Genomic DNA, 12,080 nt, shown 5'->3' on the forward strand with positions numbered 1-12,080 from the left:
CAGCTGAGCTGATGCTCCTCTCATTCTATGTGGCGACAACGGTAGTGAGCCCAGAAAGTGACTACCGTTGTCATGGCCGTCCAGTAGAGCGGGTCAACCTCTTAAATCACAGGGTGACAACGGTATTGAGCCCAGAAAGTCACTACCGTTGTCATGGACGTCTGGTTAAGCGGATCTACCTCTCAATTCACAGGGTGACAATGGTAGTGAGCCCAGCAAGTCACTACCGTTGTCATAGTCGTCCCGTTGAGCAGATCAACCTCTTAACTTACAGGATGACAACGGTAGTGAGCCTATTAAGTCATTACCGTTGTCATTGCCATCCAGAAGAGCGGATGATCCTCTCAATTCATACGGCGACAATGGCACTGAGCCCAGCAAGTCACTTCCGTTGTCATAGCCTTCCAGAAGAGCAGATGAGCCTCTTAATTAACAGGGTGACAACGGTAGTGAGCTCATTAAGTCATTACTATTGTCATGGCCGTACAGCTGAGCTGATCATCCTCTCAATTCACACGCCGACAATGGTAGTGAGCTATTAAAGTCACTACCATTGTCATAGACGTCCAGTTAAGTGGACCATCCTCTCAATACACACGGTGACAACGGTAGTGAGCCATTAGAATCACTACCGTTGTCATTGCTTTTCAGGTGCACTGATAAGGCTCTCAATAGACACGACGACAATGGCAGTGAGCAATTAGAGTCACTTCCGTTGTCATTGCTTTCAGCTGAGCTGATAAGGTACGTCATTTACACGATGACAATGGCAGTGAGCCAATCGAGTCACTACCGTTGTTAATGCCGACCAACCGAGGGAAGGGTCCGCTCAAAGAACTGAGTGACAACAGTAGTGAGATCATCCAATCACTACCATTGTCAGCTTAAACCTGTAGGACGAAGAGGCTTGTCCGATAAAATGACGACAATGGAAATGAGCCTATCCATCACTACCACTGTCATTAAAGTCCAGCGGTTCAACGTTAATCAGTAGCTCCGGATGACAATGGTTGTGAGTCAGGCAATTCCCAAGCATTAAGTGACAGCAGCGTAACACCTCTAAGCTCACTCCTGTTGTCAGGGGTTAGGGTATTGAGTCTCTACCGTCGTCAGTGTTTCTGAGACACCAGTATTGCAGATCACTACAATTGTCACTTAAGTATCGACGGGGGAATAGATGCAAGTGACTGGCTAACCAGTACCAGTTTAGATTCAAAACGATCCCATCTTTGTGGATGCACTTGAGTAAGCTCGTATGACGATATGTCAGAGAAGTGACAACGGGAGTGAGTTGCCGGACTCACTACCGTTGTCATCCCCGGTTGAAGGAAGAGGATCCCCGGGGCTGTATATTTACCGGGTATCCTTACTCAAGGGTTTCGACACTCACTCCCATTGTCGTAATCAACGAGTGTGCATTGTCTTTTAAAAGCATCGCTGGAAACGTACGATTAAAGTAACTTTTCTTTCGGTTCTTCCTTGCGAATCTCTGAAGACGTACTGGCTGATCGGAGTCAAGGAGGGCAGTAAAATTGAAGCCGTCAGTTTTACTGTCGGCTCCGGGTAGTTACTTCAACTCGTCGATCTGAATCATGAATTCTGAGGTGCCAACTTTCCCATTTTCGGAAGGATAAACGGGTAACAGAAGATTATCCCCCTGGCCCATATCTATTTGCACCTCAACTGACTCACCTGGAGCCGCCTGTGCCCCGTTAAATTTAATACCGAAGGCTGCATCCTTCCGCACAGTCAGCGTTGCGTTCTGGACCCCTTTAGCAATTTCTCCATTTGTCTTACGCAGAACGTTAGTGGACAGGTACGCAAGGGGTACGCCATCTGTCGTTTTGAGAGGCGAACTGACCGATAATGTGCGTAGATTATGTAACTGCACAAGGTTATTCGGTAGATAACTGAACTTCTGAGTATAGGTTTTGGTATTCGACTGACTATCGGCAACTGTTACGCTAATTGAATAATTTTCAGATGGTTCGAAATTTGGGAACAGCCTCGGATACTCAGGCATGTATGTATCTTTGCCTGCCGGTGACCACGTAAGCTCAACGTTATCAGCTGTGGGGCCACCTACGAGCTGAAGACGGGTTATCCTCGGGGTTGTCAGATTATCTGCCAGAGCGATCCTGAGGTTCTCCAGGCCGTACACTACCGTATCGTCTTTTACCGGCTTTCCGTCGAATGTTATGGCCACTGTCGGAGGAGTGTTATCCAGAGCAATTTCTCCGAAAGTTTTATTGGTCTGGTTCTGGAAGAAGTCCCTGATGTTGACCTCAACGTTGTATTTTCCTTCAGACTGACGGGATAAATCATAAGCAATCGTGTAGTTACCTGAGATACGAGATTTGATTACGCCTGTGGGTGACATCCGGGTACCGGTGTTCTTATCGGAAAGATAAAATTCCCTCAATGAGACCGAGTCGAACCAGTTACCATCGCCTTCAAGTGACGCCAGTACATCCAGCTGCTTGTTAGTCTCGTCATATGATATCGAGTTTATTACCGGCAGTTGTTTATTGTTCCAGCGTGTCATAATCCATTGCTCAGACCGCAAAATGGGATTGCTGATGCTGCGAACGAAGTAAAGGATCCTATTGTAGCCCTGGGTACCCAAGGCCATATCAAACGTCTCAGGCGCTTCACACGAGGTTTTTCCTGCCGGAATGGTGCAGGTCGCCTTACCGCCGATCTCTTGTGCAAAGGGCCGGGCTTCAACGTTAAAACGAAGTCGGGAAATTTTAATTGGCAGTCGTGATGAAGCCACACTCTCAAAATCCTTCCACTTAACCCAGTTCCCCTTGTCATCGAGGAAATCTACCCAGGTACCCGCAAATGCAGGCGTTTGGTTTGCAGATGGGTTTAGAACGAGGCTGTATGACGGATAATACCCTCCCCACTGGCCAAAGTTCGCCATACGAGCCATATCCCCATTAATTGAGCCATAGGGAAGAGTCATTTCAACATAAGCATAAGTGCTGTCTACAGCTATCTCTTTGGGGGCGGAATATTGATTGATGAACTGAAGCCCACCTTCTGAATAAGCACGGTAGTTAGATTTTGGGATCCGGTAGACTAATCGAATAGGGTTTTCGTTAACGACCATACCGGCTTTGTAAGCCGGATAATTAGAAACCCCGGGTACGACGCTGGAAGACGTATTTGGATCATGAACGGCCCACAGTGTCATCTCACCCAGCGTGTTGTCGTAGCGAAATTTTTGAGTTGGCAGCGTTCGGCTATTACCTGCGTTATCGAAGATAACAACTTTTGCAGTAAAGTCTTCATCCAGGTTGCTGTCTGGTATTCCGGTTCCCTTAACTGAATTCTTAGAGTAAGTGTGGTACATCTTTTGGCCGGATACGTCATACTGCATCTGTGTAGTGCTGTAGAGGCTACCGTCCTGCCTGTAAATATATATTAGGCCCTTATCAATACCATTTGCATCACTTACGCCCGAAGAGGTGAAGTCATACTGCCCCGTTGCCTCTAATCCAAGCTTCCACACGTCACCAGCGGTAGAGCCAGAACCAGTATTAGCGGTAAGAGCATTTGCCGCTGGAGGGGTGACATCAATTAGCCAGTTATAGTTATAGGTCGCTACAGGCTTCTGATTGAGATCTAACACGTTTATCTGAACGACAAATTTGCCTTCACCCAAAGCAGGCAAAGTTACTTTTTTGCCGTAGAACTCACTACCGTCAGCAGCTGTTAGTCGGTCTGATACACCCGTCCGTGTAGTCGTAGTATTAAGAATGACAGTTCCAGTGTCTTTCGTGACTTTGACATTAACGAAACGATCAAGACCTGAAATAAGTGTCAAAGTTACCGGTGATGCCGGATTAAGCATAAGACGAGAAGACGGGGCGTGGATCTCAATACCGTTCGTGTCTTTAAAGGCCGATTCATATATCTGAGCTGGGGCCTGAACAGACATACCGAGTCCGGCTACAGCAGTAATAAAAGCGAGATGTTTCATTCTTATTCCCCTTTAGGTTTGGTGTTATTTTAAGCTTTTCCTAAAGGTCACTATGTTCGTAAAAGTATAAAAAACTTCTCCATATGGTGCTCGAAATTACAAATCTATAATTTGCCTTTCGACAAACCTTATTGTGCGTTCAGGACGGAAATCTTTCTTTTTGGAATTACATCTGACATTTCTGTGGTGTCCAAACTGGCAACGATTGCAAAACTTATAACATTAGCCTGAAACTATCGGCATCCACATATCGCATTAAGTGATGCTTTTACTTTATGTAAAAAAGAATCAGGATAAATTAGGTATGTCAGATATAAATGCGTTAACGGACGGCATATATGAATCAAAACCTGGCGGCATTACGCCACCAGTCGAGAGGGGAGTGAACCTCAGTCAGTACGTCTACCTTCGTTCCGCAAGGCGCTTCTTGTTGTGAATTACAAACTGCCCTGGCGAGAACTGCATCATTTCACCCCTAGCAACACACGTGCCTCTTCAACGGTTTGCCAAGAAGGCATTGCTACGCCAGATTGAGTGCCGTTGCCCCTGCGCTCACCTGTGTCACATTCTACATAAAGACGCATCAGCATCGCTTCTGTTTCAGCGGCCCGGCTATTATCCATTACCAGTTCTGCTGCGCGTCGTAGCTGTTCTGGAATGTCATTCCACATTCCCGCACCACTTCTGTCTTTGTTAGTGAGCAAGTCTTCAATAGCAGATGAAGCCATGTTAAGCAGGTCAGCCGAAACTAAAGGCATCGGCGGGGCGGTATAGAGGATTCGACGTCTTCCGCGTCTGTCTGGATCGTATTTATCATAAAAAGCTTTGTTCACATCTTCCCAGTGCCACTGAAGTTGCCCGGTTGCGTCATGGTGGCAAAACTCGCACTGATAAACAGGCGCAATCGACATAACTGCCTTTCCAATACGTGCCAGTACAGCAACTTCGTCAGCTCTGAGACTCATTGCTTCGCTTGGGTTACTACCCTCGGCAAATTCCAAAATTTGTTCAATACGTTCTGGTGTGAAAGTGGTCATAGGCTTTGAAAACATATTTTTCCAGTTGTGCTTACCATATCATCAGGCATTAGGAGCGTTAGCGAATAATTAACAGGTCAGGACCAAAACTAAATCCTTCCCCCATACGGTCTTCATGACGGGAGACATATGCCTTACCGTATTTCTCCAGATCCTGTAAGCGATCTTTTGCCAGATTCCACGAGTATTCCTGGCCCCACACGGGTCCGTCACGCCCGTCAAAGCGGTCAGGTTTACAATTTGCTTTCAGAAGAGCGTAGACATGCTCCACCGTGGGTAGCTGCAAAGCACTATTAGCCTGAGAAACGGCAGTATGCGTCATTTCTGTTCACTCTTTATTGATTTAGTCAGTTAAGCCGGTCAGGTAACTTTAACCGGCTACTCGTATTAAGATTTCTTTCCGGTTGCTTGTCAGTTAGCGGCGAAGATCAATTTCAAGGCGGGCTGTTTTGACCTTTGTTCCGGACTCCCTAAATGTATCATCCGGAAGAGGCGAAATTTGTCCGCCAAGTTGTTTGACTCGCTCCCTGAGCGCTTTTGTCAGTGTGTCTTCCCGGAACAATACCCCAGCTGACAGAATGGCCTGTAAGCGACCTCGCTTAGCGAGCATTGCGATGGCATGCATGACATGTTTAACGTCAGAGCGTTTAAGGAATGGTGGATTCATAACGATAACATCAAAAGTTTCATCGGGCTGGTACCCAAGAAAGTCGGTATGCACCAGCTCGACTCCTGTGCTAAGGACACTATCGTTCTTCACTGCAAGGAATCGCTCATCGTTCAATTCGATCCCGGTAATCAATGCATCCGGAGCCGCCAGTTTTAAGGCTTTCAGAATGCGGCCATCACCAAACTCTGGCTCCAGTACACGCTCCCCGGCAGCTGGTTCAGCGCGTAGAACCATATCTGTGACTAAATTCTCAGGTGTAGGGAAGAAATTGAACAGATCTCGTGGGATGTCAACCGAACCTGTCAGAATGATTTGCTCGATACGCTCAGCTGCATCCGCCGTAAAAATATGTGCCTGCTCTTTTCGGTTCCATTTGCCACCGGCGGCTTCGAGCACTTTGTTTGTCTTAACATAAATGCTGCGGTCGAGCTGGTCGGCCAGGAAAAGAAAGTTCCCTTCAGCACGGCAGCGAGATAAGACGTTCAGAACTTCAGTTGAGATTTGCATTAAAACTCCATTAAGAGGATTTACCCGCCTGGCGGCAGCGGGTTGGTTACTTAAACGGGACAATTCAGATTTGGCCTTGGTTAGTCGGCAGACAACAGCAGGGATGGGCTGTTATAAGAGAAGCGGTCAACGGGAGCCTTATCAAATCGCTGACCGCTTGCATCAGGGGTCAGAACGAGTCCGTTATGGGCGCAATGAATGTGGAGCAACATATCCCCGCCGGTGTTGATGTGTAAGGCAGGCACACCCTGATCGATTTCGAACATGACACCAAAACAGGGGTTACCTTCCTTGTTAACAACTTCACAGTGGATGTTATGTTGGCCGGTAACGCTGACCTGATAGGCCTGACTGTCCTCTTCTGGCAGTGTTTCCTCCTCCAGGCGCCAGTCCTGAAGTGTGAGGCTAATTTCAGGGGTGTCATGCTCTTTCTGAAGAGCCTGGATACCTTTACGGAACAGCTGCATCATTTCAGGAGTAAGGCAGTCTTCCTCAGCTCCAAAATGTTCTTTCCAGCCTTCAGGATCTGCATACATCCAGACGTTTTTAGCGAGCGAAGGTAAGGAAGCATCAGGCTCTACAAGGAGGTGAGGGATGTTCTCTTTGATTCCGAGATAACGTACCGGCTGGCCATTAAGCGGTAACCCATCCGACACTGTAACTTCTGTTCCTGGCAAGACGACGCTGTTTACCAGACCTCCACAATGTTCGGCCACCACGCGGCCTAAATCTGCCATAAACATCCGATGCTTTTCTGGTGAGTCCAGCTCACCAAGGAGTTCAGGTTTAAGCAGTAAACCGGTAATAATCTCAGTCAGTTCACGAGGAGATACTAATTTATACATTTTGTTTTCCTTTTCTGTGTTGGCTTTATATTACCAATCCAGATGCACGAGCTAATAACCTCCAGACAACTTTTTCAAAAATTATTTACTTAAAGCAGGGTGCTAATATGCGCAAGAAATGAATTTAGGAAGGACGGCTTCAAATTTAACTTTTTGGTTTTTTATTTTAGACGGACTTTAAAATAGCATCGTTGATAAAATAATAAACATGGTTTGTTTTTTTGTTTGTATTGACAATCAAATGGGTATAAATTAATTTACTTACATGGCGTATATTTAACGCCACCGCCCCGGCGGCACCGGGCATAAAAGGAAAACCATTTTGAAACCGATGCTCAAAAAAGATTTTTTTTCAGCTATTGAAAACCTTCTCAAAGCTGGCTTTCAACCTCGCTTTTACACTGTTAACAGTGGCCGAATCGGTCTCATTACATTCACTGATAAAAATGGAACAAAACAGGTTGAACAGGTTTATTCCTGCACTTCTTTAGCCGCCAATACTTTTGGAAAGCGCTTCACCACTTGGTTAGAAGAAATTTTTCAAAAGCATAATGAAGAAAAAGTAGCTGATTCCGGGTTCGAGGTTGGTAGCCGTGTCTGGGATAAATTGATGTATACGTTGCGCACCATTTCAGAAATTCGTGCCGGGGGGGTGCTGGTGCTGGATAACGGTGCACAGCGTACACTGGATGAAGTGCAAAAAACGGCACCTGAAACAAACCAGGTGGAGCCAAAGGAAATCTCTTCACTTCAGGAGCTGCTGAACGCTTCCAAAAATCTGGAGCCGACTTCGCCTGAGCTAATTGCGGCTCTTAATGAGGCTCTGTCAACCGCCATAAAACGGTGAATGCAACGGCAGTCTGGCACATCAGGCCTTGTCAGAGATTAGGCCTGAAAAGCACTTACGTACCGATATAACACCTAATTCCCCTCTAAGGAGATTGCCCTAAATGGCGATGAATAAAAAAGAACAAGCCGCGTATGATGAGCTGGTGGCACAGGCCAGAATAAACCGCGCTTTACGCTGGTCTGACTATGGCGTTGAACGCGATATGCCCGTACCAGAGGTCTCGGGGGAATACCAAAACGGCTGGAGCTTCAACACCGCCACTGGCACTGTTTATCCGACATGGAGCGGAACTACGGTTCACGGCACACGGGAAGAGGGAGAGGTTGTCGATGCAACCTCCCGCCGCATGCGAGGCATGAATGGTAGCCAGAACGGCATACCACAATACAGCACCAAAGAACGCGCCCTGAAGGCATTACGCTGTTCGCTTGAAATCAAGTTTGCCATGCAGCTGGATGCCATAGATAAAGCTATCGCAAAAGAAATAGAGCTGTCCACCGCTCGCCGGGAGAGCGATACATCAGATGCCTAGCGGTAAACCATCAATTCAGGCCCGTGATCAGAGGGGCCTTAACGCCCTGAAAGAGGCGGTTCCAGCGACGGCACAACTACAGATGCGGGTTACCCCTGAACGTAAACTGCGTTACGTCAATCAGGCAAAGGCCGAAGGTCTGGGTCTAACAGACTGGGTCCAAAAGCATATGGATAACGTGTGTGATCTGGCAGGCCAGCCTGAAATAACCATGTACAAAGATGATGGAGAAACAAGTGGCCAAAAATAACAACAGTCTCAAACAGCATGTCTTCAATATGCTGTCGGCTGGCAGCGAACTTAAAGAAGTGAAGCGTTTTCTCACCAGCAAGCGAGTTAAAGCCCGCCTGGCAGTGTCAATGATCCACGAGCAGGCGATTGCTGTGCAGAACACTGAATACCAGAATTATCCGGCTTATAGCTAACTGGTAACAACAATTACAGAGAGATACTTAAAATGAGCGTAAACCCAGAATACACCAGGGTTCAGCATGTCCAGATTATTCGCGAGCGAGATGGGCAGAAGGAAGTTGTTCGAGTCTATGATGAAGATGGCGACGTGGTTCTGTGTTTACCTGCCTACATTCAGGATGAGGAAATAAATCTTATTCTGCGCCGGTTGAATGACGTATATTCAGTCGGATATCGTGTAGGTGATGCAGCCCGCCGCCGCGCCATCAAAAAAGCGCTGGGGGATGATGAGGAGTAAGGCCATTTTTACTGGCAAGATATCTGTATACCGGAGTCTTTAGAGTACGTTCTAATGGCTCCGGATTATTAATACTGTTTTACTCATGCAATAAAAAGCAAACCAAAATTCTTTCGCTAATTCATTTTTAAATGCTCAAATCATTAAATGTAAGGAGCGTTATTTATCAATAGGTATGGCGTTCTTAATGGCTATTAAGCTAGTTCTGCTTTCGCTTGCTTCTGGAAATTAGGGAAACCTAATTTTACCCTATCAAAAAGTAACTTTTCTGGTTTTGTTGCATTCACGTAAACAAAAAAGTCCCGCCGGGCAGAAAAGAAAAACATCAAAAATAGCTATTTTCCCGAAAAGATCACGAACACTGAAAAAGTATCATGGGGAACCTGATCAGGAGACAACCCATGAAAATCAAACTAGCCCTGCTTATTGCATTTGCAGGTTTCAGCGCAGGAGCTTCCGCTGAAATCGCAGAATTCAGCTTTAAAGATACCCTGAACGTTAAAAAGACCGTATCGCCTGCATCCGTATGGATTAATCCGGTAACGAGCTTTGACGTTGCCGTTATTTCCGGTCTGGACCGTTATATTACGCTCAGTCTGCTGAAAAGTGACGGGAGCCTCATCTGGAGCACGAAAAGCAGCCTGGTTACCGTTGATGACCGTACCACATCTTCGACAGGCTTTGATTATTACGGCAAGACTCTGACCGTACCAGCGATGGGAGAAGATAGCTTCACCCTCAGAGAGGTGATTACCGACTTGCAAGGGAAGGAGGTCTCCCGGCAGGATTACCCGCTTGCAATTGACCGAACGCCTCCGGCAACGGGTACCATAAGTTATACGAGAAATGGGTGGAACTTTGGCAGCGAAGCGATCTTCACTTCAGTACCAGCCGGTATGCAGTACGCCAGCGTCCAGGCACTGGTCTTTAATGGACTGAGTGATAAAGGTTCCGGGCTTGCTAATGCTGAATATTTCATAACCGATGCCGCTGGAGTGGAGCGTAAAAAGCCAGCGGAAATTAATACAGTGGAAGGTAGCGTAACCGTTCAAGTCGCCGACGCAAGCAGCAATGCCCTGGCACCGGAAAACCGCTCTGAATATAAAGTGGGGATCTACCTTTATGACAAAGCGGGAAACAGGAGCGAACTAAGCCGCCGAAGCGTAATTGATCGGGTTAAGCCTGACGATATCATCCAGGTGCAGGACGCCACTACCGGATCATGGGTCTCCTATCAGTCTGGCATGACCGTCTTCCAGAACCCTATTTCCGTACGGGTATTAAGGAAGAAAAGTGACTTTACTGCTGTTAACGGTTCCAAATATGGCTGGGCGGACTCGAATTTCCAGACGTCCGATAGCACTTATAATATCTATACTTTCAAATACATATATCCAAATGTGGGGGATACTTATCATGAATTTCAGACTCTGGCGGGAGGAGTAAGACGAATTCATCATAACTCCCTCAACTTCACTCCAGCCCCGGCGATGGAAATAGCCCCGAAGATAGTGGCTAAAGAGATGTACCGGAGTGATACCAGTGAGTGGTTAACTCAGGCCTCAATCAGCGTTAAAACCGCCACCATTAGCCGCATAAAGGTAACCGCAGAACCCCGACCATACGTGCAAAAGTTCAGAACGGTAAAAAATGCAGCCTGGTTCTGCACTATTCCTGTCGGACAAAGTTCATGCGAGATGACGGTTAACTTCAACTACACCAGTGACAAAGGATTTGAGTATCTGCATCTTTACTCGGGAAAAGATGGTGACAGCATATTCGATGCGCTTGCTGGTAATTTTACGGTTATCTGGGATAACAACCCACCGGTGGTTAATGTCGCTCAGGTAAACAAGGCCTCCAAGACAATCACTATGACGGCCACCGATAATGATCGCGTCAACGCCTGGAACATCAGCTACTGGGATACCAAAGTTTTCGAAGCCACCCTTAAAAATGCCCGGGGGGAAACTTTCACCCTGAAGCCTGTGACTGTCAGTGAAAGCGATTATAAAACCAAAAACGCCACTTTCTCATACGCTGGTCTACCGGACGGGGATTATACGGTTGTTAGCGTGTCTGCCACGGATCTTGTTGGAAACACAGGAACCAAAACGCTTAATGCACCGCTGAAAATTGACTCAACGCTTCCGGTTATTGCGTTCAGCTTTAATGGCGCAGACGCAGAAGGAAAACTGGTTAAAGGGCTTGAGAACCTACGCATAAGCGTTACTGATGCCTCTGGGGATGCTTCCCTGATATCGCTTCAGCTCGCTGGTGGACCTAACTCTGAAAAGGTCACCCTTGCATTCACGCCGCTATCCAAGGATGTCTTTATTCCTGAATACCCCAGAATCTTCCCCAATACTGACGAATCGGGACAGATGTATCATCTGGAGGCTCTGGCTATTGACGAATCAGGTAACCGGACCACTAAAACGCTTAATTTTACCTACCAGCCAGCTAACCTGATTATGCTGGATAATCTCAAGACGCTGGCCACAGCCGTAGCACTGAAAGCAACGGACAACACGCCGCTGGCCATCATCCGAACCAGTGTGTTGCGTCGTCAGGACGGTTCTATCATTACCGGACAGTTAAACGGAACCCTGACTGTTCAGAAAAACGCCCAGTTCGGCGTTACGGTTGCCGGAGTTACGGTCCAGCCTGGTGAAACTAAATCGCTGTCACTGGATCTTGGTAATGGTGAAGAGCGCACATATCCCGTTACTCCCGCTGTAAGTGGTCAATCTGGCACGGCCACATTTACTATAGAATTCCCTCAAACATAAACCCTACACAAGGGTACGGTAGTATGCCGTACCCTGTTACGCCATCCTCAATGTAAAATGTAGAGTTGAGCATGACTTAATTATTACTTTCTCATTAAGTGTCTCTTAAACTGCAAACGGGAAAGTAATATTCCCGAGACGGGAAGGACT

Annotated in this window: 10 protein-coding genes; 5 read left to right on the forward strand and 5 right to left on the reverse strand. The window is 46.9% G+C overall.

Annotated features, from left to right (window positions below; genetic code table 11):
• Nucleotides 1–1,567 precede the first annotated feature (1,567 nt).
• From L3069_RS23750 to L3069_RS23770, 5 genes are all read right to left on the reverse strand, one after another.
• A complete protein-coding gene (locus tag L3069_RS23750) occupies nucleotides 1,568–3,988 on the reverse strand; it encodes an Ig-like domain-containing protein (RefSeq protein WP_000681217.1) in 2,421 nt (806 codons plus the stop codon).
• 464 nt (nucleotides 3,989–4,452) lie between these two features.
• Nucleotides 4,453–5,040 (reverse strand): hypothetical protein, encoded by a 588-nt coding sequence (locus L3069_RS23755; protein WP_000491820.1) that lies wholly within the window; start codon nucleotides 5,038–5,040, stop codon nucleotides 4,453–4,455.
• A 43-nt stretch (nucleotides 5,041–5,083) separates the two neighbouring features.
• A complete protein-coding gene (locus L3069_RS23760; RefSeq protein ID WP_000149862.1) occupies nucleotides 5,084–5,347 on the reverse strand; it encodes a hypothetical protein in 264 nt (87 codons plus the stop codon).
• A gap of 93 nt (nucleotides 5,348–5,440) precedes the next feature.
• Nucleotides 5,441–6,202: a methyltransferase gene (locus L3069_RS23765; RefSeq protein WP_001447802.1), complete on the reverse strand. Its 762-nt coding sequence runs from the start codon at nucleotides 6,200–6,202 to the stop codon at nucleotides 5,441–5,443.
• 80 nt (nucleotides 6,203–6,282) lie between these two features.
• On the reverse strand, nucleotides 6,283–7,047 hold the full coding sequence (locus tag L3069_RS23770) for a hypothetical protein (RefSeq protein ID WP_000277498.1): 765 nt from the start codon (nucleotides 7,045–7,047) through the stop codon (nucleotides 6,283–6,285).
• Between the two features lie 331 nt (nucleotides 7,048–7,378).
• On the opposite strand from L3069_RS23770, the gene L3069_RS23775 reads away from it, so the two are divergent.
• From L3069_RS23775 to L3069_RS23795, 5 genes are all read left to right on the forward strand, one after another.
• Nucleotides 7,379–7,894, forward strand: a complete 516-nt coding sequence (locus L3069_RS23775) for a hypothetical protein (RefSeq protein WP_012695482.1) — start codon at nucleotides 7,379–7,381, stop codon at nucleotides 7,892–7,894.
• A gap of 103 nt (nucleotides 7,895–7,997) precedes the next feature.
• The gene (locus L3069_RS23780; RefSeq protein WP_001251242.1) at nucleotides 7,998–8,429 is read left to right on the forward strand and encodes a hypothetical protein; all 432 of its coding nucleotides are present in this window, start codon (nucleotides 7,998–8,000) and stop codon (nucleotides 8,427–8,429) included.
• A gap of 236 nt (nucleotides 8,430–8,665) precedes the next feature.
• Nucleotides 8,666–8,854 (forward strand): hypothetical protein, encoded by a 189-nt coding sequence (locus L3069_RS23785; protein WP_001107529.1) that lies wholly within the window; start codon nucleotides 8,666–8,668, stop codon nucleotides 8,852–8,854.
• A gap of 32 nt (nucleotides 8,855–8,886) precedes the next feature.
• Entirely contained in the window at nucleotides 8,887–9,138 is a 252-nt protein-coding gene (locus L3069_RS23790; RefSeq protein ID WP_000115760.1) for a hypothetical protein, read from the forward strand.
• A gap of 401 nt (nucleotides 9,139–9,539) precedes the next feature.
• Nucleotides 9,540–11,930, forward strand: a complete 2,391-nt coding sequence (locus L3069_RS23795) for an Ig-like domain-containing protein (protein ID WP_000694552.1) — start codon at nucleotides 9,540–9,542, stop codon at nucleotides 11,928–11,930.
• The last annotated feature ends 150 nt before the right edge of the window (nucleotides 11,931–12,080 follow it).

Origin of the sequence: Enterobacter cloacae complex sp. ECL411, assembly GCF_021869665.1 — a bacterium.
GTDB lineage: Bacteria > Pseudomonadota > Gammaproteobacteria > Enterobacterales > Enterobacteriaceae > Enterobacter > Enterobacter intestinihominis.

Coding starts and splice junctions, on each gene's coding strand:
- L3069_RS23760 (WP_000149862.1), bottom strand. CDS start 5,347: ATGACGCATACTGCCGTTTCTCAGGCTAATAGTGCTTTGCAGCTACCC.
- L3069_RS23765 (WP_001447802.1), bottom strand. CDS start 6,202: ATGCAAATCTCAACTGAAGTTCTGAACGTCTTATCTCGCTGCCGTGCT.
- L3069_RS23780 (WP_001251242.1), top strand. CDS start 7,998: ATGGCGATGAATAAAAAAGAACAAGCCGCGTATGATGAGCTGGTGGCA.
- L3069_RS23755 (WP_000491820.1), bottom strand. CDS start 5,040: ATGTTTTCAAAGCCTATGACCACTTTCACACCAGAACGTATTGAACAA.
- L3069_RS23795 (WP_000694552.1), top strand. CDS start 9,540: ATGAAAATCAAACTAGCCCTGCTTATTGCATTTGCAGGTTTCAGCGCA.
- L3069_RS23770 (WP_000277498.1), bottom strand. CDS start 7,047: ATGTATAAATTAGTATCTCCTCGTGAACTGACTGAGATTATTACCGGT.
- L3069_RS23750 (WP_000681217.1), bottom strand. CDS start 3,988: ATGAAACATCTCGCTTTTATTACTGCTGTAGCCGGACTCGGTATGTCT.
- L3069_RS23775 (WP_012695482.1), top strand. CDS start 7,379: ATGCTCAAAAAAGATTTTTTTTCAGCTATTGAAAACCTTCTCAAAGCT.
- L3069_RS23790 (WP_000115760.1), top strand. CDS start 8,887: ATGAGCGTAAACCCAGAATACACCAGGGTTCAGCATGTCCAGATTATT.